This is a genomic window from Acidovorax sp. SRB_24 (assembly GCF_012931925.1).
Genome location: NZ_MWOM01000040.1, coordinates 1 through 21,110, shown reverse-complemented (window position 1 = coordinate 21,110; position 21,110 = coordinate 1). Strand labels below are relative to the sequence as shown.

Sequence of the window (21,110 nt, the reverse complement as noted above, 5' to 3'; positions counted from 1 at the left end):
GGTTCAGCACGGCATCTCGGCGTGCTTGCGCGCGTAGTACCACCAGGTCACCACGATGCACAGGACATAAAAAACGGCGAACGTCCACAGCGCAAACTCGGGCCCGCCGGTCAGCGCAATCGAGCTGCCGTAGCTCTTGGGGATGAAGAAGCCGCCATAGGCCGCAATGGCCGCCGTGAAGCCCAGCGTGGCCGCGCCCAGCGTGTTGCCTTCTTTCTGGGCTTGCGCCACGGCGGTGGTGTCGTTGGCATCGACGCCGCGCATGGCCTCTGCCAGGAAGATGGCGGGAATCATGCTGAAGGTCGAACCGTTGCCGATGCCCGTGGTCAGGAACAGCACCAGGAAGCAGACGAAGAAGCCGGCAAAGTTGCCACCCACGCCGCCGTGCGGCAGGAACTGGATCACGCCCACCACGGCAATTGCCATGACCGCGAAGTTCCACAGCGTCACGCGCGCGCCGCCCACCTTGTCGGCCAGCCAGCCGCCGAAGGGCCGCACCACGGCACCGACCAGGGGGCCCAGCCACGCATAGGCCAGCGGATTGACGTCCGGGAACTGGCTCTTGATGAGCAGCGGAAAGCCCGCGGCATAGCCGATGAACGAACCGAAGGTGCCCAGGTACAACAGGCACATCAGCCAGTTGTGCTTGCGCCGGAAGATCGCGGCCTGGCTGGCAAAGGAGGCCTTGGCATCGGCAATGTCGTGCATGCCAAACCACGCGGCGAGGGCGGTGAGGGCGATCCATGGCACCCAGATGAAGGCGGCGTTCTGCGTCCAGACCTGCACGCTGGCGCCGTTCTTCGCGATGGTCTGCCCTTCGCCGCCAAAGATGCCGAAGATGCCGGCCGTGACCACCAGCGGGCTCAGGAACTGCACCACCGACACCCCGAGGTTGCCCAGGCCCGCGTTCACGCCCAGCGCCGAGCCCTTGCGTTCCTTGGGGAAGAAAAAGCTGATGTTGGCCATGCTGGAGCTGAAATTGCCCCCGCCCAGGCCGCACAGCAGCGCCAGCGCCAGCATGGTCGGGTAGCCGGTGGTGTTGTCCTGTACGGCGTAGCCGATGCCGACTGCGGGAATCAAGAGGGAGGCAGTGGAGATCGCCGTCCAGCGCCGGCCGCCGAACACCGGCACCATGAACGAGTAAAAGATGCGCAGCGTGGCGCCGCTGAGCGCAGGCGCCGCCGCCAGCCAGAACAGCTGGTTGCTCGAATATTTGAAGCCGAGGCCAGGCAGGCTCACGGCGACCACGCTCCAGACCTGCCAGATGGCAAAGGCCAGGAACAGCGCCGGCACCGAAATCCAGAGGTTGATCTTGGCGACGGCTTCGCCTTCGCGCTCCCAGAACGCCTTGTCTTCCGGCGTCCAGATGTGCAGGGTGCGCCCGGTGCGTGCACGCGCGGCAGGGGTAGAGGCAGACATGGTGTGTGGCTTTCAGAAGGTCAGCGGACTGCACGCGCCGCCAGGGCGTTGGCCGGGCCCATCACATCGGTGCGACGGACTTCGGTGAAATACATCCAGATCAGCGAGACCCAGACCACGCCGTACATCAGCATGAAGGCGCTGGAGCGGATGCCGGTCAGGTCCATCAGGGCGCCGAAGGCGATCGGCAGCACAAAGCCGCCCAGGCCGCCGGCCAGGCCGACGATGCCGCTGATGGCGCCGATGTTGGCCGGGTAGTCGTCGCTGATGTACTTGAAGACGCTCGCCTTGCCGAAGGCGAAGGCAATGCCCAGGATGAACATCAGCGCGGTGAACGTGTACACGTTCAGGCCCAGGTGAAAGGTCTTGGCGCCGTCCACGGTCAGGATGCTGAAGTCGGTCTGTGGATAGCTCAGCAGGAACAGGCAGATCCAGCTGACCCACATCACCCACCAGGTGACGCTGTGCGCGCCATACTTGTCCGACAGCCAGCCGCCAATGGCGCGCAGCACGCCGCCGGGCAGCGAGAAGCAGGCCGCCAGCAGCGCCGCCACGCGGATATCGAGGCCGTACTCCCCGACGTAGTACTGCACCATCCACAGCGACAGCGCCACGTAGCCGCCGAACACGATGCTGTAGTACTGGCAGTACTTGAGCACCTTGGGATCCTTGAGCGCCTTGAGCTGGTCGGTGAACTTGACGTTGCTCGGCACCAGGTGCGCCGGGTCGCTGTAGCTGAACAGCCAGAACAGCACCAGCGTGCCCAGCATGATGGCCGCATAGACATGCGGCACCATGGTCCAGCCAAAGGCCACCAGCAGCACCGGGGCGACGAACTTGTTCACCGCGGCGCCCGAGTTGCCGGCGCCGTACACGCCCATGGCCGTGCCCTGGCGGTTCTTGGGGAACCAGCGCGCCACATAGGGCGTGCCCACCGAGAACGAGCCGCCGGCCAGGCCGACGAAAAGACCAATGGTGAGGAAGTGCCAGTACTCGGTGGCATAGCCCATCATCCAGATGGCCGGCACGGTGACGGCCATGAGCACCGCCATGACGATGCGCCCGCCGTACTTGTCGGTCCAGATGCCCAGCGGCACGCGGATCAGCGAACCGGTCAACACCGGCATGGCCGTGAGCAGGCCGAACTGGGTCGAGCTGAGGTTCAGCATTTTCTTGATCGGAATGCCGATCACGCCGAACATCATCCAGACCATGAAGCAGACCGTGAACGCCAGTGTGCTGACGACCAGGACCGACCAGGCCTGCCGGGTGCGTTGCGGACTGGGGCCCGCAGACAGCGGTGCTTGTGCCATTGCGCGATACCTCTCTTGTGTTTGTAGAGGGATCGTCGCCTGCCATGGCGTCTTCGGCCATCCTCCTGCCGAGGCATGCCCGCGTGGCAAAAGAACTAGGCGCCGCCCCGGCCGCCTCGTCCCAAAGAACTAGGCGACGCGCTGGCGGTCGGTGGCGTACACCGCGGCCTGCACGCGCGAGGTCAGCTCGAGTTTGCGCAGGATGTGCTGCACGTGGATCTTCACGGTGGTCTCGGCAATGTCGAGCGTGCGCGCGATTTCCTTGTTGCTGGCGCCGCGGGCGATCTCGCGCAGCACCTCTTCTTCGCGCGGCGTCAACGCCGCCGGTGCCGGCGCGGCCTCGTCCGGCATGGCGCAGGGCGCCGCGGCCGCGCCGTCCGCGGGCGCCGGGCTGTCCTGCGCCTGGAACGCCGCCACCAGCTTGCCCATCAGTTCGAGGCTTACCACCGGCTCGCCGCGCACGGCGCGGCGGATGGCATCGGCCAGCAGGTCGCCATCGATGGTCTTGAGCAGGTAGCCATGCGCGCCATTGCGCAGTGCCATGGCCAGGTCCTGCGCGTCTTCGCTCACGGTCAGCATCAGCACGCGCGCGAGCGGCAGCTGCTGGCGCAGGTCCTTGATGGCATCGATGCCGCTCACGCCAGGCAAATGGTTGTCCATCAGGACCACGTCGGGCTGCAGCGCGGGCGCCAGCCGCAGCGCCTGCGCGGCGTCCCCTGCCTCGCCCACCACCTGCAGATCTTCATCCTGCCCCAGCAGCGCCACCAGGCCGCGGCGGAACAGGGTGTGGTCATCCACTACGAACAGCTTGATGGGGGCGGGTGGTCGGTTCATGCGCTTGCGTGGTTGGGTGCAATGGGAAAGAAGGTGCCGCAAGGGCGGCGGCGTTGCCGCTGGCCAGGGGTGCGCCCGCCGCGCTGGCCGGCAGCTCGATGCACACGGTGGTGCCCTGGCCGGGAGCCGAGCGCACGTGCACGTGCGCGCCAATGCCGCGCGCGCGCTCATGCATGATGCCCAGGCCCACGTGCACCGATTCCGGCGCGGTGGCCACCATGTCAAAGCCCACACCGTCGTCCTGCACCTCGAAGCGCCAGTGCGGATGGCGCTGCGCGCGCAGTTGCACCCGGCTCGCGTGCGCGTGCTTGCGCACGTTCGACAACGCCTCCTGCAGCATGTGCAGCACCTGGATCTGTACATCGGGCGCGAGCGGCAGCCCGTGGCCGTCCATGGCCAGTTCGGTGGCGATGCCGGTCTGGTGTTCGAACTTGGACAGTGTGGTGCGCAGCGCCGCCTCGATGTCTTCGGCGCTGGTGCGCGTGCGAAAGTGCACCAGCAGCTCGCGCACATCGGCGTAGCACTCGCGCACACCGACATCGAGCTCGGCCAAGCTGCGGTCGCGCCCGGAGATGTTGTTCTTGGCCACGGCGTCGCGCAGCAACTGGCTCTGGATCTTCAGGAACGCGAGCGACTGGGCGATCGAGTCGTGCAGTTCGCGCGCCAGCAGGCCGCGCTCCTCGGCCACGGCGGCTTCGCGCTCGAGCGCCGCTGCGCGCAGCCCTTCCATGGAGCTGGCCAGGTGGCGCACCATGGCTTCGAGCAGTTCGCGCATGTCGTCCGTCAGCTCGACGGGCGTGCGGAAGAACAGGTTGAGCTCGCCGAGCACGCGCTGGTGTACCACCACCGGCAGCGCCACCAGGGTGGCATAGCCCGCCTCCTGGCAGTGCGCCAGCAGCATGCTGGACGTGGGCACGATCGGAATCACCCGGGTGCGCGCTTTTTGCTGCGGCTGGCCGCACAGGCAGCTGCCGGCGTGCAGGCACTGCTCCTGCTCGGCCATGGCACGCGGCAGGCCGTCGGTGGCCAGGATCACATAGCGCTCGTTGCCCTCGTCGGACCAGCGCACCACCGCCGCGTCGGCCCGGGAGATGCGGCGCGCCTGCTGCACGAAGCCCTGCGCCAGCACTTCCAGGCTGGGCGCCTCGGAGGCCTTGGCGCTGACCTCGTACAGCGCAGCCAGGCGCTGGCTCTTGTCTTCGATGCTGGCGGTTTTTTCGCGCACCTTGCGCTCGAGGTCGGTGTGCGAGGCCTGCAAGGCCTGCGCCATGCGGTTGAAGCCCGCGGCCAGTTCGCCGAACTCGTCATCGGACTCCACCGCCAGGCGCGTGTCGAGCGCGCCCTGGCGCATGCGCGCGAGCGCCTGGTGCAGGCGTGCCACCGGGTTGAGCACGACCCAGTAACTGAGGGCCATGAAGGCCACGGCCGCCGCGATGGCCAGGCCCATCATGGACAGCTGCAGCAGGTGCAGCACCGAAGTCCAGCGCGCGCTTTCAAGCTCGATCGCATGCACCAGCCCGTTGATGAGGCGCACGTTCGCATCGGCCTGCGCCACCACCTGCTGCACCGGGGGCGGCGGCTCCGCCGTCCACTGCGCGCGCGTGCTCGCCCAGGCGGTGCGCACCTCGGTAAAGCGCGTGTGCGTGTCCTCGCCCCAGGGCACGAACAGCGGGCGCGCCGGGTCGCCGGTACGCAGCAGTTCCAGGCTGGTGTCGAAATTCTGTGTCAGCGCGCGCAGCTCTTGAGGGGATTCGGTCTGCAGCGCCAGCGCCATGCGCATGGTGTGCATGCGCAGACGCCCCGCCTCGTTGACGGCCGCGGCCCCGCCTTCGAGCTTCCAGGCCACCCACAGGGTCAGCCCGATCGAGGTCAGCGCCACCAGCAGGAAGCTCGCACCCATGGCCAGGAGCTTGGTGGTCAGCGTGGTGGGGGCCTTGCGCATCGGGCCAGTGTAAGAGATGGATGTGGCGTACCGCTACCATGGCAGCCATGTGGATTCGCTCCCTGCCCCTGCTGCTCTGTACCGTGGCGCTGCTGACCGGGTGCGCCGCGCAGGCGCCGGCACCGGCGCCGCTTTCGGCGCCCGCACGCCAGGCCCTGCTGCCGGCCGACGTGCTGCTGCTGGGCGAGCAGCACGATGCCCGCCAGCACCAGCAGTGGGAGCGCGCCACCGTGCAGTGGCTGGCGCAGCGCGGCCAGCTCGCCGCGCTGGTGATGGAGATGGCCGAAGCGGGCCACAGCACGCAGGGCCTGGCGCCCGGTGCGAGCGAGGCCGCCGTGCAGTCGGCGCTGGGCTGGAGCGACGCCGCCTGGCCCTGGGCCGCCTATGGCCCCGTGGCCATGGCCGCCGTGCGCGCCGGCGTGCCGGTGCTGGGCGGCAACCTGCCGCGTCAGGCGCTGAAAGCCGCCATGGCCGATGCAGCGCTCGATGCGCAGCTGCCCGCCGCCGCCCGCGCGCGCCAGCTGGAGGCCGTTCGCGACGGCCACTGCGGCCTGCTGCCCGAGGAGATGCTGCCCGGCATGGTGCGCGTGCAGATCGCGCGCGACCTCCAGCTGGCGCGTACCGCAGCGGCCGCGCACCGGCCCGGCCAGGTGGTGCTGGTGGTGGCCGGTTTTGGCCATGTGCAGCGCGGCCTCGGCGTGCCGCAGCACCTGCCCGGCGATTTGGTGTCAAAAGTGGCGATAGCGCAGGCGGGGAAAGCGCCGAAAGCTATCAAAAACGAAGCGGATTGGGTCGAGGAAACGGCCCCGCTGCCAACGCACGACGCCTGCGCCGACCTGCGCCGGCAGTGGCCGGCGCAGGCCGCGAAGCCATAGCCCTCAGGCGGGCGCGCCGCCGTCGGCCTGCGCCCGCAGCAGCGCGGCGAACTCGGCGGCCGGCAGCGGCCGGCTGCGCAAGTAGCCCTGGTAGGTGTCGCAATGGCGCTCGCGCAGGAACTGCAGCTGGGCCGCCGTTTCCACGCCTTCGGCCACCACCTGCAGGCCCATGCTGTGGCCCATGGCAATGATGGCGGCGCTGATCGCCATGTCGCCCGCGCTGTGCGGAATCTCGCGGATGAAGCCCTGGTCGATCTTCAGCACGTCGATCGGGAAGCGCTTGATCAGCGCCAGTGACGAGTAGCCCGTGCCAAAGTCGTCCACCGCCAGGCGCATGCCCAGGTCGCCCAGGCGCGTGAGCACCTGCAGCGCCTCTTCGGGCCGGTCGGCCAGCACGCTTTCGGTGATCTCGAGCTCCAGGTGCGTGGCCGGGAAGCCGGTCTCGCTGAGCACTGCCTCGGTGCAGGCGACGAGGTCCGAGAGGTGGAACTGGCGCGGCGACACGTTGACCGCCAGGGTCAGGGGCGGCAGGCCGTCGTCGAGCCAGCGGCGCCCCTGCCGGCAGACCTCGCCCAGCACCCACTCGCCCAGCGGCCCGATGAGGCCCGACGACTCGGCAACCGGGATGAAGCGCGCCGGCGAGACCATGCCTTCTGCGGGATCGTGCCAGCGCAGCAGCGCCTCGGCCCCGGCGATGCGGCCCGTGGCGATGTCCACCTGGGGCTGGTAGTGCATGTGCAACTGCCCTTGGGCCATCGCCAGGCGCAGGCGCGCCTCCAGCGCCAGCCGCTCGCGCGCCGCCTGCGTCATGTCCTCGTGGAAGAAGCACCACGCGCCGCGCCCGCGCGCCTTGGCGCCATAGACTGCTGCGTGCGCGCCCTGCACCAGCGCCTGGCCGGTGTCGGCATGCTCGGGGAACAGGCAGATGCCGACGCTGGCACCGGCCACCACCTCGAAGCCCTCGGGCGAGCGCCACGGCTCGCCCACGGCCGCGATCAGCTGGCGTGCCACGGCCGCCGCGCCATCCGCATGGCGCAGGTGGCGCACCACCACTGCCATTTCGTCGCCCGCCATGCGCCCCAGCAGATCGCCCGGGCGCAGCACCGCCTGCACCTGGCGCGCAATGTGCGCGAGCACCTGGTCGCCCACGGCGTAGCCATAGCTGTCGTTGACATCCTTGAAGCGGTCCAGGTTGAGCTGCAGCACGGCCAGATGCTCCCCGCTGCCACGGGCCTGCGCGACGGCGCTGTCCAGCTGCGCGCTGAACCAGGCGCGGTTGCCCAGGCCCGTGAGCGGGTCCTTGTGCGCCAGGAACTCCAGGCGCTGGCGCTGCGCCTTCTGCTCGGAGATGTCGATGAACATGCAGACATAGTGCGTGACCGCCCCCGCCGCGTCGCGCACCGCGCTCAGCGACATGTGCTCGGGGAACACCTCGCCGCTCTTGCGCCGGTTCCAGATCTCGCCCTGCCAGTGGCCGGTGCGCTGCACGTGCTCCCACATGCCCTCATAGAACGCGCGGTCGTGGCGGCCCGACTTGAAGATGCGCGGCGTCTGGCCCAGCAGCTCGTCCTCGGTGTAGCCCATCAGCCGCGTGAAGGCCGCATTGACCGACAGGATGCGGCTTTGCGCATCGGTCACGACCACGCCTTCCATCGTGTTGTCGACCACGGTGGCCGCCAGGCGCCGGCGCGCGTCGGCGCGGCGCTGGTCCGTGAGGTCGGTCAGGATGCCGGAAAAGCGCGCCGGCCGCCCCTGTGCGTCCAGGTGGCGCTGGCCGCTGGCCGTGAACCAGCGGTACTGGCCGTCGAAACACAGGATGCGCACGGCCTCGCTGAAGCGCGCGCCCTTCGCCACCGCGCGGCGCGCCGCGCGCAGCACGCGCCAGCGCTCTGCCGGGTGCAGGCGCTCGCCCAGGGCAAAGGCCTGCGCAAAGTCCGCGCCGCGGTAGCGCAGCAAGCGCTGCAGGCCGGCGCAGGCGATGCCGCTGCGGGCCTGCAGGTCCCAGTCCCACATGCCACTGCCGCTGCCTTCGAGCGCCAGGCGCAGCCCGGCCTCGCTGCGCTCGAGCGCCTCGCGCGCCGCGTGGATCTCGCGGATGTCCTGCAGCGCGCAGACCAGGTGGGCCGCCTCGGCGCCCGCAGCGGGCACCAGCGTGACGGTGCACACCACGGGCACGAGCGCGCCGGTGCCGGGCTGGCGGCACTGGCGCTCGCCCTGGTAGTGGTCGATCTCGCCGGCCAGCAGGCGCTCGCGCTGGCGCTGAGCCCAGCCGCGGTCGGTGGCCTGCACCAGGTCGCGAAAGTCCTGGCCCTGCAAGGCGGGCACGGCCACGCCCGTGAGCTCGCTCAGGCGCTCGTTGGCCCACACGATCCTGCCGTCCATGCCGACGCGCGCGATGCCGGCCGGCGCATGGCGCAGCACATGCGCGGTGTGCTGCGCGGCCAGGGCCTGCGCGCTGTCGGCGGCCTGCATGTGCCGCAGCAGCCACCAGGCCAGGGCGCCCGTCGCCAGCACAAACACCCAGCCTTTCCACAGCTGGTAGCGCTGCACCGCCGCCACATCGAGCGCCATGGCGGCCAGCAACAGGTCGCCCGCCAGCACCCAGCACGCGCCCACGGCCAGGTACAGCACCAGCCCATGCCAGGGCCGTACCCGTTTTGTTTCGCCGCTTGTGTCCATCAATGCCCCACTGCCCCTTCGGGCCCCGGCCATGCTGCGACAATCCTGCCGCTATGACCCAAGCCTATGTTTTGAACCTGTCCTGCCCCGACCGACTGGGGCTGGTGCATGCCGTCTCCGGCTTCCTGATGGAGCACGGCGGCAACATCGAGGAAGCCGCGCAGTACAACGACCCGGCCACCGGCCTGTTCTTCATGCGCGTGCAGTTTGCCTGCATCGAACACGACCACTCGGCCCTGTCCGAGCGCCTGGCCAGCTTTGCCCAGCCGCACCAGATGCGCTGGAGCCTGCACGCGACCCACCAGCCCGTGCCCACGGTGATCCTGGTCAGCCGCGACGGCCACTGCTTGAACGACCTGCTGTTCCGCTGGAAGTCAGGCCTGCTGCCGGTGGACATCCGCGCCATCATCAGCAACCACCGCGACTTCTACCAGCTGGCCGCGAGCTACAACGTTCCCTTCCACCACATCCCCGTCACGGCCGCCACCAAGGCCCAGGCCGAGGCCAAACAGTACGAAATCATCGAGGCCGAGGGCGCAGAGCTGGTGGTGCTGGCGCGCTACATGCAGGTGCTGTCAAACGACCTGTGCACCAAACTGGCGGGCCGCGCGATCAACATCCACCACAGCTTCCTGCCCAGCTTCAAGGGCGCCAAGCCCTACTACCAGGCCCACGACCGCGGCGTGAAGCTGATCGGCGCCACCGCACACTACGTCACGGCCGACCTCGACGAAGGCCCGATTATCGAACAGGACGTGGCGCGCGCAGACCACACCGACACCGTCGAAGACCTCACGGCCCGCGGCCGCGACACCGAAAGCCAGGTGCTGGCGCGCGCCGTCAAGTGGCACAGCGAGCGCCGCGTGCTGCTCAACGGCCACAAGACCGTGGTCTTTCGCTGAGCGCCATGCGCAGCGCCGCATCGCCCGTCGGTCTGCCACCCCCACTGGCCCTGGCACGGCGCATCCCGCCGATCCAGTGCCTGCTGACCTTCGAGGCGCTCGCGCGGCTGCGCAGCGTCACGCTCACGGCAGACGAGCTGTGCGTGACGCCCAGCGCCGTGAGCCACCGCGTCAAGCAACTCGAACAGATCCTGGGCACGCAGCTGTTCGGCCGCGCCGACTTCTCGCTGACCACCGACGGCAGCGCCTACCTGGCCCATGTGCGCGAGGGCCTGGGCGCGCTGCAGCGCTTTCCGGGTGCGGCCGCCGCGCCGGGCAAGCGCCGGCTCAAGCTGGCGGTGACGCCGACGTTCGCGCGCGCCATCCTGATCCCGCGCCTGCGCCAGTTCACCGAGGCCTACCCCGAGATCGATCTGGCGCTGCAGGTGTCGATTCCGCTCCTGGACGTGGTGGCCGAGGACGCGGACCTCATGGTGCGCTTTGGCGCCGGCCACTATGCCGACGTCGAGCACGTCGAGATCGCGCGCGACGTCGTCACGCCGCTGGCCTCGCCCGCCTTCGTGCGCGAGCACGGCCCCTTCGAGCGGCCCGAAGACCTCGAAGGCACGCCGCTGCTGCGCAGCCCGCTCGAGCCCTGGCGCACCTGGTTCGCCGCCACCGGCCTGGCCTGGCCCGAACCGCAGGAAGGCTCGCAGTTCAACGACGTGGGCCTGATGTGCGACGCCGCCGCCGCCGGCATGGGCGTGGCGCTGGTGCGGCTCAAGCTCGGCGCGCCCTGGCTGGACAATGGCGCGCTGGTGCGCCTGTTCGACATCGACGTGCCCAGCCCGCACGCGCACTACCTGTGCTGGCGCACCGGCGCGATGGACCGCTGGGAATGCGCGGCCTTTGCCGAATGGCTGCGCAAGACCATGGTGTAAAACCAGCCAAATTGGCCTCTGGCGCTTATGCAGCAAGCGCCCATAGCTTCTTTTTCGATAGCATTCAGTGCGCTGCCCATGGCAGCACATTTCACATCCGGCTGCAATAAACATCACGGCGACGGCGCGCCACATCGCCTAAAGTGGCGTGCATGACCTCTGCCAGCCGCCCCCTTTCCGCCGCCCCGCCCGCGCCTGCTGCCGCCGCGCCGTCCGCGCGCGCCGCGCGCCAGGCCGAGGTGGTGCAGGCGCTGCTCCTGCACCTGCCGGCGCACGCGCTGCTGTGGCACAGCGAAGACACCACGCCCTACGAATGCGACGGCCTGACCGCCTACCGCCAGCGCCCGCTGGTGGTGGCGCTGCCCGAAACCTATGACCAGGTGCAGGCCGTGCTGCAGGCCTGCCACCACCTGGCCGTGCCCGTGGTGGCGCGCGGCGCCGGCACCGGCCTCTCGGGCGGCGCCATGCCGCACGCCCTGGGCGTGACGCTGTCGCTGGCCAAGTTCAACCAGATCCTGACGATCGACCCGGTCAGCCGCACCGCCGTGGTGCAGTGCGGCGTGCGCAACCTCGCGATCAGCGAGGCCGCCGCGCAGTACGGTCTGTACTACGCGCCCGACCCCAGCAGCCAGATCGCCTGCACCATCGGCGGCAACGTGGCCGAGAACTCGGGCGGCGTGCACTGCCTCAAGTACGGCCTCACGGTGCACAACGTGCTCAAGGTGCAGGGCTTCACGGCCGAGGGCGAGCCCGTCACCTTCGGCAGCGACGCGCTCGACGTGCCCGGCTACGACCTGCTGGCCGCCGTGATCGGCAGCGAGGGCATGCTCGCCGTGGCGACCGAAGTGACCGTCAAGCTCATCCCCAAGCCCCTGCTCGCGCGCTGCATCATGGCCAGCTTCGACGACGTGCGCAAAGCTGGCGACGCGGTGGCCAACGTGATTGCCGCCGGCATCATTCCGGCCGGCCTCGAGATGATGGACAAGCCGATGACCGCCGCGGTGGAGGACTTCGTGAAGGCCGGCTACGACCTCACGGCCGAAGCCATCCTGCTGTGCGAGAGCGACGGCACGCCCGAAGAGGTCGAAGAGGAGATCGGCCGCATGAGCGCCGTGCTGCGCGCCGCCGGCGCCACCGCCATTGCCGTCAGCGAGAACGAGGCCGAGCGCCTGCGCTTCTGGAGCGGGCGCAAGAACGCCTTTCCGGCCAGCGGCCGCATCAGTCCCGACTACATGTGCATGGACTCGACCATCCCGCGCAAGCGCCTGGCCGACATCCTGCTGGCCATTCAAGACATGGAGAAAAAGTACGAGCTGCGCTGCGCCAACGTGTTCCACGCGGGCGACGGCAACCTGCACCCGCTGATCCTGTTCGACGCCAACGACCTCGACCAGCTGCACCGCTGCGAACTGTTCGGCGCCGACATCCTGGAGACCAGCGTGGCCATGGGCGGCACCGTGACCGGCGAGCACGGCGTGGGCGTCGAGAAGCTCAACAGCATGTGCGTGCAGTTCAGCGCCGAAGAGAACGCGCAGATGTTCGGCCTCAAGGCCGCGTTCGACCCGGCCGGCCTGCTCAACCCCGGCAAGGTCATCCCGACACTGAACCGCTGCGCCGAGTACGGCAAGATGCTGGTGCGCGGCGGGCAGATCAAGCACCCCGATCTGCCGCGCTTCTGAAACCCGCACAGGGATTCCAGGCCATTTTGGGCCCAAACGCTTGCCAGGCAAGCGCTGGCAGCTCTTGTTTTGAGAGTGCAAAGCTCTCGCAAGATCCCGCTCTGCCCCCGCCGCTATACTGCCCAGCCCCATGACAGCAGGAGCTCCCGGCATGCGTTTGAACGCCTTTTTGCGTCCCCTGGCCTGTGGGTGTCTGCTGGCGCTGGCCGCTTGCAGCAGCGCTCCGCCGAGCCCCTCTGCGGCGGCTCCCACAGCGGCAGCCAGCACCCCGGCCGCACCCGTGCGCATCGGTATTGCGCTGGGCGGGGGCGCCGCCAAGGGCTTTGCCCACATCGGCGTCATCAAGATGCTCGAAGCCAACGGCTTGACGCCTGCCGTGGTGGCAGGCACCAGCGCGGGCAGCGTGGTCGGCGCCCTGTATGCGAGCGGCATGGATGCGTTCGAGCTGCAGGAAAAGGCCGTGGCCCTCGATGAAACCAAGATCCGCGACCTGCAGCTGTCGTCGGGCGGGCTGGTGCTGGGCCAGAAGCTCGAAGACTATGTGAACGAACAGGTGCAGCGCAAACCGCTGGAGCAGCTGACCAAGCCCTTCGTGGCCGTGGCCACGCGGCTCGAAGACGGCGAGCGCACCGTGTTTGCCCGCGGCAACACCGGCCAGGCCGTGCGCGCGTCCAGCAGCATCCCCGGCGTGTTCCAGTCCGTCACCATCGGCAAATACCATTTTGTCGATGGCGGCATCACCAGCCCCGTGCCCGTCGATGCAGCCCGCCAGCTGGGGGCCGATGTGGTGATTGCCGTGGACATCTCGAACAAGGCCCGGGGCAAGACGCCCGACGGCATGCTGGGCACGCTCGGCCAGTCGATTGCCATCATGGGCCAGAAGCTCGGCCAGGCCGAGCTGGCGCGCGCCGACGTCGTCATTCGCCCCAAGGTGCTCGATATCGGTTCTGCCGACTTCAGCCAGCGCGCCCTTGCCATCGTGGAAGGCGAAAAAGCCGCCCTGGCCGCCATGCCGCAGATCCGCGAGCGCATCGCCCAACTGCAGGCCGAACGCGCCAACGCGGTGCGTCTGGCCCAGCAAAAAACAGCAGACGCCCAGCACCAGGCCTGCCTGGACAACCGCTCCCGCCTGAAAAAACTGGCGGGAATGGCCGGGCTGGACGACACCTGCGTCCTGCCTTGACGGGCAGGCACCGCATCGGCCCTGACTGCATGGGCATCCGCACCGAAGCAAACGCGCAGATGTTCGGCCTGTAATCCGCGTTTGACCCGCAAGGCGTTGGCCACTAAGGCCTAAAGCGGTTGGTTGTGCGCCCTGCTCGGCTGACCAATGGACTGGCAGTTGCACGTCTCACGCACGAGCCACTTCAATCAGCAAGCTATAGTTTCGCCAGAACAAGCGTGCCGGGTTTCACGGAATTTTTATGCCTGCGCATTTGCTCAGTGCATCGTCTGCAAAAACAGGCTGCACGCCACTTCCAGGAGGAAACCGTGCCCAGAATATCCCGCATCGTCCAGCTTATCCCGCAGGTTTTCCGGTCTAGATTACGTTAGACATCAGGAAAACCGCATGCTGCCCCCCCGCCTGTACAAGTACGAGCCATTCACGACGCGGAGCTTGGAAAACCTGAAGGCCCAGTCCATCTACTTCGGCCCCCCGTCTGCCTTCAACGATCCATACGACTGCGCGTTTGTGCCGAATATCCGCCGGCCGACAAACGACGAGGTGGAGGCGATCCGCGCCGCGTACTTGCGCGCGCCGGAAACACCTCCCATCGCCCGAGCTCAGTTCGAGGGGACTGGTACGGACGAATTGCGCGAGATCCTGCTACGGTCGGCCCGCTCGGCTCTAGAGTCCTCGGTGAAGGCGTTTCTCGCCCGACGCGGAGTGACGTGCTTCTCCGAGCAGTGCGATGACCTCCTCATGTGGTCGCACTATGGCGGGCGATACCAAGGGTTCTGCCTTGAGTTTGACCCTGCAAAGGGTAACTTCGGAAGGATTCAGAAGGTCGCCTACTCGAATGAATTGCCTCTCCTAGATCTCGTACCGCTGCTAGCCTCTGACAATTACGAACAAGTTCTTTCGCTGTTCACGACGAAAGCCGAAGCTTGGCGATATGAGGCTGAATGGCGCGCTGTGCACGCCGAGGCAGGTACGCTCTATGGCTATCCGTCCGAATGCCTAGAGGGTGTGTACTTCGGCCCAGATATCAGCGACCACGCGCTTGAGATAGTCTGCTTGATCCTGAAAGGGCAGAATGAGACGGTACGCTTCTGGAAAGGTCGGCGCAGTTCCACAACGTTCAAAGTGGAATTCGAGTCGTTCACGTATATGTCGTACATGGAAGCAAGGAAGGCAGGGTTGCGCTGATGCCTAATAGGTCGTTCGATACGGGCGTCCTATCGGCCGGCTGTCAACTCCGACGTTGGGCGTCTGTCTAGCAATTTGGCCGTGACTGCTCATGGCCGATATCCGCCAGCACACCAGAGACAAGCCCCAGCAACATCCTCTCCCCCAACCCCGTCCATGACCTCCGATTCCTCCTCCGCCCTCCTCCAATCCGGCAACGCCCTCGTCGCCCAGGCCCAGGCCGTGGCCACGCAAGACTTTGCGGCGGCGCGTGCGCTGTGGCGGCAGGCGGGCGCGCTGTTTCGCCAGGCTCATGCGGCCGACCCAGAGAACCACGAAGCTGCGCTGCGCGTCGGCCAGGCCTTGGTTGCCGAAGCGCACGCGCTGCAAAAGGAAGGCTCGGACGATGCCGTCGGCCTGTGGCGCGACGCGGCCGCGCAGTGCGAAGCGGCCTTTGCGCTCGACCCGCACCACGCGCCGACCGCCATGCACGTGGCCAGCTGCTACGCCTGGGCGCAGGACGCCGAGGCCGCGCAGGCCTGGGCACAGATCGCCCGCCACCTCCAGGCGCAGCACGCCGCCGACATGGCGGCTGACCGGGCGGCCGACGCAGCGGCAGACGACCGCGCCCCCGACTAAGCCCCGCATGGCCCGCGCGGGCGCGCCGGTTCAGCCTCCTGCCAACCCCATCGCCCGCGCAATCTCGCCCATGTGCGAGACGGCGAACAGTACCAGCCCGATCAGCCCGCCGACCACGGTGCCGTTGATGCGGATGGTCTGCAGATCCTTGCCGATGTTCAGCTCGATGATCTGCGACATCTCCTGCGCGTCCCAGCGCTGCACGGTGTCCTCCATGTGCTGCGCCACGAACTGCGCCACGTCGGGCGCCAGGCCGTGCACCCACTGCGCGAGCCGCGCGTTCAGCGCCTCGCGCAGTGCCGGGTCCTGCGCCAGCGACGCGCCCAGCCACTGGCCCATGGCGCGTACGTTGCGCGCCACCGCCGAATGGCCGTCGGCCAAATCGCGCTGCAGCGACGCGCGCAGGCCCTGCCACAGCTCCTGCACGTAGCGCCCGAGCGTGGCATTGGTCTGCAGGTAGTGGCGGATTTCGTCGGCCTTGCGCGCCCAGGCGGGGTCGCTCTGCAGCCGCGCGATGAACAGCTGCACCGCCTCGTCGAACTTGGCGCGCAGCTGGTGCTGCGGGTTGGCGGCCACCTCGGCGAGCAGGCCTTCGAGCGCATGCGCGAGCATGGCCGCGCCCTTGTCGCCGAGCCAGTCGGTGGGCAGCATCTTTTCCTTGAGCGGATGCTCCGTCTTGAGCCAGTGCACGAGCGTGCGCGCGATCAGCGTGCGCGTGTCCTCGCGCTGCAGCAGCGCGATCAGCTGCGCGATGGCGTCGCCCAGCAGCGCCTGGTGGCGGTCGCCCTGCGTGAGCGCGCCGAGCGTGCGCGCCAGGGCCTGCGAGAGGTCGATCTGGCCGATCAGCGTGCGCGCGGCCTTGCGGATGAAATGCTCGACCTGCCGGTCCTGCACCATGTCGAGCGCAGCCGACAGCATGCGCGCCACCTGCTGGCCCAGCAGCTGCGCGTGGCCGGGCGCCAGCAGCCACTCGCCCACGCGCGCCACCAGATCGTGGCGGCGCACCAATGCGACCAGCGAGTCGGCGTCGAGAAACTTGTCGCGCACGAAGCGGGCGAGGTTGCGGCCGATGCGGTCCTTGTTGCGCGGAACAATGGCCGTGTGGCGTGCGATGAACGGGATCGGCACGCGGTGGAACAGTGCGCGCACCGCAAACCAGTCGGCCAGCGCGCCGACCATGGCGGCCTCGGCCACGGCCTTGAGTCCATCGACCGCCAGGCTGCGGGGCGCGAGGCTCGTCGCCACGAACACTGCCGTGGCCAGCAGCAGCAAGGCCAGGGCGAAGCGTTTGGCGCGTTGCAGCGCAGCGGTCTGGTCGGGCATGGGCTTGGGTGCGGTGGCGCCGTGCAGGCAAAGCGCCAACGTAGCACGCTGCGCCGGCTGCCGCTGTCAGCGCAGGCCGCTTTCCAGGCATGCAAGCCAAAACTGCCGCAAACGCTGACTGGCCAAGCGCTCACAGCTATCAATCAATGAGCGCGCGCACTGCGACACACCGCAGCGCCCGGCGGGCACCCTGCGCAATGCCGCAGCGCCGCAGCGCGGGGCCGTTTACTTGATGCCCAGCAGCTCGACCTCGAAGTTCAGCGTGGCGTTGGGCGGAATCACGCCGCCGGCGCCGCGCGCGCCGTAGGCGATGGCGGGCGGGCAGGTCAGCTTGGCCTTGCCGCCCACCTTCATCTTCTGCACGCCCTCGGTCCAGCACGGGATCACGCCGGTGAGCGGAAACTCGATCGGTTGGCCGCGCGCGATCGAGCTGTCGAACTCCTTGCCCGAATCGGGGAAGGTGCCGCGGTAGTGCACGCGCACCGTGTCGCTGGCCTTGGGGCTGGCACCGGTGCCGTCCTTGAGGCTTTCATAGACCAGGCCGCTGGCCGTGGTGACGGGGGCGGCGGCCTGGGCGGCGCCCATAGCGACAAACGCGCCGATGGCGATCAGGGCAGGAACAAAACGGGTCATGGAACAGGTCTTTCTGTGGTGTGGAAGCGGGCGCCAGGCCCTTCAGGCCGGCACGCCCATCGCGTCGAGCGCGCGCGCCACATGGGCCACGGTGCGCTCGACGTTGTGCCATTTTTCGAGCCCGAACAGGCCGATGCGGAAGGTCTTGAAGTCCGGGCCTTCGTCGCACTGCAGCGGCACGCCCGAGGCGGTCTGCAGGCCGACTTCCATGAACTTCTTGCCGCTCTGGATGCCGGGGTCGGTGGTGTAGCTGACGACCACGCCGGGCGCCTTGAAGCTGTCGGCGGCCACGCTGGGGAAGCCGCGCGACTCGAGCAGCGCGCGCACCTGGGCGCCGAGCGCGATCTGCTCCTCGCGCACCTTGGCAAAGCCGTAGGCGCGCGTCTCGGCCATCACGTCGCGCAGGCGCACCAGCGCATCGGTGGGCATGGTCGTGTGGTAGGCGTGCTGGCCCTTCTCGTAGCCCTCGGCGATCTGCATCCATTTCTTCAGGTCGCACGAGAAGCTCGAGCTTTGCGTGTGCTCGATGGCTTCGCGCGCGCGCTGCGACAGCATCACCATGGCGCAGCACGGCGAGCTGCTCCAGCCCTTTTGCGGCGCGCTGATCAGCACGTCGACGCCGGTCTGCTGCATGTCGACCCACATCGCGCCCGAGGCCACGCAGTCGAGCACGAACAGCGCGCCCACCTCGTGCGCGGCGTCGGCCACGGTGCGCAGGTAGGCGTCGGGCAGCAGGATGCCGCTGGCGGTTTCGACGTGGGGCGCGAACACCACCTTGGGTTTTTCGGCGCGGATGGTGGCGGCCACCTCGTCGGCCGGGCACGGCGCCCAGGGCGCCTGCGCGCCGCTGCCCTGCGGGCGCGCCTTGCAGACCACGGCGCCGCCGCCCAGGCCAAAGCCGCCGGCGTCGAAGATCTGGCTCCAGCGGTAGCTGAACCAGCCGTTGCGCACGATCAGCACCTTCTCGTTGTTGGCGAACTGGCGCGCCACGGCTTCCATGCCGAAGGTGCCGCTGCCGGGCACGAGCACGGCAGTGTGGGCGTGGTAGACCTCCTTGAGCGTGCCCAGGATGTCCTGCATCACCCCCGTGAAGCGCTGGGACATGTGGTTGAGCGCACGGTCGGTGTAGACCACCGAAAACTCAAGCAGGCCATCGGGATCGATATCGGGCAACAGACCGGGCATGGAGCATCTCCGTCAAGAAAGGGATCAAAAAGAGGAGCGCGGCGCCCCGTCCGACCGGGTGGCAGCGGGGCCACGCGCTGGGCAAATCAGCTTAGCACGCAGCCGGTGCCCCGACCCGCGCCCCGCAGCCGGCCCGCGGGCCATGCCCCTGCCCCGGCCAGACGGGGCAGAGCGGGCTACGATCGGCGCTTTTGACACCGAAAGCGCCCCGATGCCAGATTTTCGCAGCGACACCGTGACCCAGCCCACCGCCGCGATGCGCGCCGCCATGCAGGCCGCGCCGCTCGGCGACGACGTATTCGGCGACGACCCCTCGGTCAATGCGCTGCAGGACCATGCGGCGCAGCTGCTGGGCTTCGAGGCCGCGCTGTTCGCCCCCACCGGCACGCAGACCAACCTGATCGCGCTCATGGGCCACTGCCAGCGCGGCGACGAGGCCATCGTCGGCCAGAGCTGGCACACCTACCGCTGGGAGGGCGGCGGGATGGCCGTGCTGGGCTCGATCCAGCCGCAGCCCGTGGAGACGCAGGCCGACGGCACGCTGCGGCTGGCCGACATCGCTGCGGCCATCAAGCCCGACGACCCGCACTTTGCGCGCACGCGCCTGGTGGTGCTCGAGAACACCACCGGCGGCCAGGTGTTGCCCACGCCCTACATCGCCGAGGTGGCGCAGCTGGCGCGCGCACGGGGCCTCTCCACGCACCTCGATGGCGCGCGCCTGTTCAACGCCGCAACCGCCAATGCCGCGGCGAACGGCAGCGATGTGTACGCCGAGGCGCGCGCCATCTGCGCGCATTTCGACACCGCTTCGGTCTGCCTGAGCAAGGGCCTGGGCGCGCCCGTGGGCTCGCTGCTGCTGGGCACGCGCGACTTCATCCGCCAGGCGCGGCGCACGCGCAAGATCCTCGGCGGCGCCATGCGCCAGGCCGGGCTACTGGCCGCCGCGGGCCAGCACGCGCTGCAGCACCATGTGCGCCGCCTGGCCGACGACCACGCGCTGCTGCACGAGCTGGCCCAGGGCCTGCAGCAGGCGGCGCACACGCACCCGCTGCTGGCGGGGCGCCTGGTGGTGCACCCGGCGCAGACCAACATTTTGTTCACCGATGTGGATGCGGCCGTGGCGCCGCAGTTCACCGCCTGGCTGGCCCAGGGCGGCGTGCGCGTGACCAGCGGCGCCCATGGCGGCCAGACCCGGCTGCGCTGGGTCACGCACCTGGACGTGGGCGCCGCCGACGTGGCGCAGGCGCTCGCCCGCGTGCAGGCGTTTGCGCTGGCGTAGTCGTGGCCGCGGCGCCATCGCCTATCTTTTTGATAGCTGAAGGCGCTTGCCTGGTAAGGCCTGGAGGCCGTTTTCATTGAAAATTCGCCGCGCCAGCGGTGGCCTGCCCTGCCGGCCCTGGCTTTCAGGCTGCGGCAGCGCGCACGCGGCCGCCAAAAATACCGCTGCCCACGCGCACCAGCGTGCTGCCGGCAGCCACGGCCGCTTCGAGGTCGGCGGTCATGCCCAGCGACAGCGTGTCAAACCGCTCCAAGCCCGCGCCGCCGGTGGCCAGAATCTGGTCAAAAACGTCCTTCGCGCGCAGGTGCAGTGCGCGCTGCGCTTCAAATTCACTAGCAGGCTCGGGAATGCTCATGACGCCGCGCAGCGTGAGCCGCGGCAGCGCCGCCACGGCGCGCGCCAGGGCCAGGGCCTCGCCCGGCGGCACGCCCGCCTTGGTGGCACCCCCGTCCACGTTGAGCTGCAGGCATACCTGCAGCGGCGGCAGGTGGGCCGGCCGCTGCGCGGACAGGCGCTCGGCGATCTTGGGCCGGTCCACCGTATGGACCCAGTCGAAATGCTCGGCCACCGGGCGCGTCTTGTTGCTTTGCAGCGGGCCGATGCAGTGCCACTCCAAGGGCCGGTGGCCCAGGGCGCACAAGGCCGCCATCTTGTCGAGCGCCTCCTGCACGTAGTTTTCGCCAAAGGCGCTCTGCCCGGCGGCGGCCGCTTCCTGCACGGCCTCGGGCCCGAAGGTCTTGGAGACCGCGAGCAGCGCCACGCTGCCCGGATCGCGCCCGGCCTGCGCGCATGCGCGTGCAATACGCTGTTGCACTTGCTGGAGGTTGTTAACAATCATCGTCATAATGACCGCCGAGCGTACCAAACGAGAGAAGGACGGATCCGTGGACATCACCCAGCTGCTGGCCTTCAGCGTCAAGAACAAGGCATCCGATTTGCACCTGTCCGCAGGGCTGCCGCCGATGATCCGGGTCCACGGCGACGTGCGGCGCATCAACGTCGACGCGCTCGACCACAAGACGGTGCACGCGATGGTCTACGACATCATGAGCGATTCGCAGCGCAAGGCCTACGAAGAGTTCCTCGAAGTCGACTTCTCGTTCGAGATCGAGGGCCTGGCGCGCTTTCGCGTCAACGC

At 68.7% G+C, this 21,110-nt stretch carries 17 protein-coding genes and 1 pseudogene; 9 read left to right on the top strand and 9 right to left on the bottom strand.

The window, feature by feature from the left end:
* Positions 1 to 3: 3 nt before the first annotated feature.
* The 4 genes from B2J89_RS13965 to B2J89_RS13950 form a co-directional block, all read right to left on the bottom strand.
* A complete protein-coding gene (locus B2J89_RS13965) occupies positions 4 to 1,419 on the bottom strand; it encodes an MFS transporter (RefSeq protein WP_169169700.1) in 1,416 nt (471 codons plus the stop codon).
* Between the two features lie 20 nt (positions 1,420 to 1,439).
* Positions 1,440 to 2,732 (bottom strand): nitrate/nitrite transporter, encoded by a 1,293-nt coding sequence (locus B2J89_RS13960; RefSeq protein WP_169169699.1) that lies wholly within the window; start codon positions 2,730 to 2,732, stop codon positions 1,440 to 1,442.
* 129 nt (positions 2,733 to 2,861) lie between these two features.
* The gene (locus B2J89_RS13955; protein ID WP_169169698.1) at positions 2,862 to 3,566 is read right to left on the bottom strand and encodes a response regulator transcription factor; all 705 of its coding nucleotides are present in this window, start codon (positions 3,564 to 3,566) and stop codon (positions 2,862 to 2,864) included.
* The gene (locus tag B2J89_RS13950) at positions 3,523 to 5,508 is read right to left on the bottom strand and encodes a type IV pili methyl-accepting chemotaxis transducer N-terminal domain-containing protein (protein WP_169169697.1); all 1,986 of its coding nucleotides are present in this window, start codon (positions 5,506 to 5,508) and stop codon (positions 3,523 to 3,525) included. The genes B2J89_RS13955 and B2J89_RS13950 overlap by 44 nt, the downstream gene beginning before the upstream one ends.
* 47 nt (positions 5,509 to 5,555) lie before the next feature.
* On the opposite strand from B2J89_RS13950, the gene B2J89_RS13945 reads away from it, so the two are divergent.
* Complete coding sequence (locus B2J89_RS13945) at positions 5,556 to 6,383, top strand: ChaN family lipoprotein (protein WP_169169696.1); 828 nt, start codon at positions 5,556 to 5,558, stop codon at positions 6,381 to 6,383.
* Between the two features lie 3 nt (positions 6,384 to 6,386).
* Here the strand turns inward: B2J89_RS13945 and B2J89_RS13940 are convergent, their stop codons facing one another.
* Positions 6,387 to 9,062, bottom strand: coding sequence for an EAL domain-containing protein (locus tag B2J89_RS13940; RefSeq protein ID WP_169169695.1), 2,676 nt, complete (start codon positions 9,060 to 9,062; stop codon positions 6,387 to 6,389).
* Positions 9,063 to 9,115: 53 nt separating this feature from the next.
* Here B2J89_RS13940 and purU point away from each other — a divergent pair, with 53 nt between their 5' ends.
* The 6 genes from purU to B2J89_RS13910 all read left to right on the top strand — a co-directional run bounded on the left by purU (position 9,116) and on the right by B2J89_RS13910 (position 15,552).
* Entirely contained in the window at positions 9,116 to 9,964 is an 849-nt protein-coding gene (gene purU, locus B2J89_RS13935) for a formyltetrahydrofolate deformylase (protein WP_169169694.1), read from the top strand.
* 5 nt (positions 9,965 to 9,969) lie between these two features.
* A complete protein-coding gene (locus tag B2J89_RS13930; RefSeq protein WP_169169693.1) occupies positions 9,970 to 10,884 on the top strand; it encodes a LysR substrate-binding domain-containing protein in 915 nt (304 codons plus the stop codon).
* A gap of 152 nt (positions 10,885 to 11,036) precedes the next feature.
* Positions 11,037 to 12,563, top strand: a complete 1,527-nt coding sequence (locus B2J89_RS13925; RefSeq protein ID WP_205763836.1) for an FAD-linked oxidase C-terminal domain-containing protein — start codon at positions 11,037 to 11,039, stop codon at positions 12,561 to 12,563.
* Positions 12,564 to 12,714: 151 nt separating this feature from the next.
* The gene (locus tag B2J89_RS13920) at positions 12,715 to 13,746 is read left to right on the top strand and encodes a patatin-like phospholipase family protein (protein WP_169169692.1); all 1,032 of its coding nucleotides are present in this window, start codon (positions 12,715 to 12,717) and stop codon (positions 13,744 to 13,746) included.
* Between the two features lie 387 nt (positions 13,747 to 14,133).
* A complete protein-coding gene (locus B2J89_RS13915) occupies positions 14,134 to 14,934 on the top strand; it encodes a DUF2971 domain-containing protein (RefSeq protein ID WP_169169691.1) in 801 nt (266 codons plus the stop codon).
* A 156-nt stretch (positions 14,935 to 15,090) separates the two neighbouring features.
* On the top strand, positions 15,091 to 15,552 hold the full coding sequence (locus B2J89_RS13910; RefSeq protein ID WP_169169690.1) for a hypothetical protein: 462 nt from the start codon (positions 15,091 to 15,093) through the stop codon (positions 15,550 to 15,552).
* A 30-nt stretch (positions 15,553 to 15,582) separates the two neighbouring features.
* Here the strand turns inward: B2J89_RS13910 and B2J89_RS13905 are convergent, their stop codons facing one another.
* The 3 genes from B2J89_RS13905 to B2J89_RS13895 all read right to left on the bottom strand — a co-directional run bounded on the left by B2J89_RS13905 (position 15,583) and on the right by B2J89_RS13895 (position 18,693).
* Complete coding sequence (locus B2J89_RS13905) at positions 15,583 to 16,875, bottom strand: DUF445 domain-containing protein (protein ID WP_169169689.1); 1,293 nt, start codon at positions 16,873 to 16,875, stop codon at positions 15,583 to 15,585.
* Between the two features lie 225 nt (positions 16,876 to 17,100).
* Entirely contained in the window at positions 17,101 to 17,508 is a 408-nt protein-coding gene (locus tag B2J89_RS13900) for an FKBP-type peptidyl-prolyl cis-trans isomerase (protein WP_169169688.1), read from the bottom strand.
* A 42-nt stretch (positions 17,509 to 17,550) separates the two neighbouring features.
* Positions 17,551 to 18,693 (bottom strand): aminotransferase class V-fold PLP-dependent enzyme, encoded by a 1,143-nt coding sequence (locus tag B2J89_RS13895; RefSeq protein ID WP_169169687.1) that lies wholly within the window; start codon positions 18,691 to 18,693, stop codon positions 17,551 to 17,553.
* Positions 18,694 to 18,904: 211 nt separating this feature from the next.
* Between B2J89_RS13895 and ltaE the strand changes: the two genes are divergently transcribed.
* The gene (gene ltaE / locus B2J89_RS13890) at positions 18,905 to 19,972 is read left to right on the top strand and encodes a low-specificity L-threonine aldolase (protein ID WP_169169686.1); all 1,068 of its coding nucleotides are present in this window, start codon (positions 18,905 to 18,907) and stop codon (positions 19,970 to 19,972) included.
* Between the two features lie 124 nt (positions 19,973 to 20,096).
* Here the strand turns inward: ltaE and B2J89_RS13885 are convergent, their stop codons facing one another.
* Complete coding sequence (locus B2J89_RS13885) at positions 20,097 to 20,816, bottom strand: YggS family pyridoxal phosphate-dependent enzyme (RefSeq protein WP_169169685.1); 720 nt, start codon at positions 20,814 to 20,816, stop codon at positions 20,097 to 20,099.
* A gap of 40 nt (positions 20,817 to 20,856) precedes the next feature.
* Here B2J89_RS13885 and B2J89_RS13880 point away from each other — a divergent pair.
* Positions 20,857 to 21,110 (top strand): annotated as a pseudogene (locus B2J89_RS13880) (twitching motility protein PilT); the annotation flags it as partial.

Excerpts from the sequence above, each read along its gene's own strand:
- B2J89_RS13945 (WP_169169696.1), top strand. The coding sequence starts at position 5,556 with ATGTGGATTCGCTCCCTGCCCCTGCTGCTCTGTACCGTGGCGCTGCTG.
- B2J89_RS13940 (WP_169169695.1), bottom strand. The coding sequence starts at position 9,062 with ATGGACACAAGCGGCGAAACAAAACGGGTACGGCCCTGGCATGGGCTG.
- B2J89_RS13905 (WP_169169689.1), bottom strand. The coding sequence starts at position 16,875 with ATGCCCGACCAGACCGCTGCGCTGCAACGCGCCAAACGCTTCGCCCTG.
- B2J89_RS13915 (WP_169169691.1), top strand. The coding sequence starts at position 14,134 with ATGCTGCCCCCCCGCCTGTACAAGTACGAGCCATTCACGACGCGGAGC.
- B2J89_RS13885 (WP_169169685.1), bottom strand. The coding sequence starts at position 20,816 with ATGACGATGATTGTTAACAACCTCCAGCAAGTGCAACAGCGTATTGCA.
- B2J89_RS13910 (WP_169169690.1), top strand. The coding sequence starts at position 15,091 with ATGACCTCCGATTCCTCCTCCGCCCTCCTCCAATCCGGCAACGCCCTC.
- B2J89_RS13895 (WP_169169687.1), bottom strand. The coding sequence starts at position 18,693 with ATGCCCGGTCTGTTGCCCGATATCGATCCCGATGGCCTGCTTGAGTTT.
- B2J89_RS13900 (WP_169169688.1), bottom strand. The coding sequence starts at position 17,508 with ATGACCCGTTTTGTTCCTGCCCTGATCGCCATCGGCGCGTTTGTCGCT.
- B2J89_RS13920 (WP_169169692.1), top strand. The coding sequence starts at position 12,715 with ATGCGTTTGAACGCCTTTTTGCGTCCCCTGGCCTGTGGGTGTCTGCTG.
- purU (WP_169169694.1), top strand. The coding sequence starts at position 9,116 with ATGACCCAAGCCTATGTTTTGAACCTGTCCTGCCCCGACCGACTGGGG.
- B2J89_RS13925 (WP_205763836.1), top strand. The coding sequence starts at position 11,037 with ATGACCTCTGCCAGCCGCCCCCTTTCCGCCGCCCCGCCCGCGCCTGCT.
- ltaE (WP_169169686.1), top strand. The coding sequence starts at position 18,905 with ATGCCAGATTTTCGCAGCGACACCGTGACCCAGCCCACCGCCGCGATG.
- B2J89_RS13930 (WP_169169693.1), top strand. The coding sequence starts at position 9,970 with ATGCGCAGCGCCGCATCGCCCGTCGGTCTGCCACCCCCACTGGCCCTG.
- B2J89_RS13965 (WP_169169700.1), bottom strand. The coding sequence starts at position 1,419 with ATGTCTGCCTCTACCCCTGCCGCGCGTGCACGCACCGGGCGCACCCTG.
- B2J89_RS13960 (WP_169169699.1), bottom strand. The coding sequence starts at position 2,732 with ATGGCACAAGCACCGCTGTCTGCGGGCCCCAGTCCGCAACGCACCCGG.
- B2J89_RS13950 (WP_169169697.1), bottom strand. The coding sequence starts at position 5,508 with ATGCGCAAGGCCCCCACCACGCTGACCACCAAGCTCCTGGCCATGGGT.
- B2J89_RS13955 (WP_169169698.1), bottom strand. The coding sequence starts at position 3,566 with ATGAACCGACCACCCGCCCCCATCAAGCTGTTCGTAGTGGATGACCAC.